1 pseudogene is annotated in these 272 nt (G+C 72.4%); it reads right to left on the bottom strand.

Annotation, left to right across the window (positions count from 1 at the left end):
• Positions 1–272: pseudogene (locus G6019_RS16150) on the bottom strand (hypothetical protein); the annotation flags it as partial.

The following is a 272-nucleotide window of genomic DNA, read 5'->3' as shown; positions in this document are numbered from 1 at the left end:
TGAGCCGATCCCGGACCGCAGCGAGTTCCGAATCGACCGTCCGGTGATCGTAGGTGAACATCTGGGTCACGATCTCGCGCGCCGCGTCCGTCGCGGAGGCGGGCGCGTCCGCGACCCGCTGCTCGGTCGCCGCATCTCCCCTGGCCTCGACGTACTGCCAGGAGGTCAGACCGGTGACGACGACGAGGACGGCGGACGCCGCGGCCAGGACCACGGTGAGCCTGCGTCGACGCGACGAATCGAGCGGCTCCCGGGTGGGCCCCGGCGTCGCG

It is taken from the genome of Dietzia sp. DQ12-76 (assembly GCF_014145045.1).
Lineage (GTDB): Bacteria > Actinomycetota > Actinomycetes > Mycobacteriales > Mycobacteriaceae > Dietzia.
This window is presented reverse-complemented; position numbering and strand designations above follow the sequence as displayed.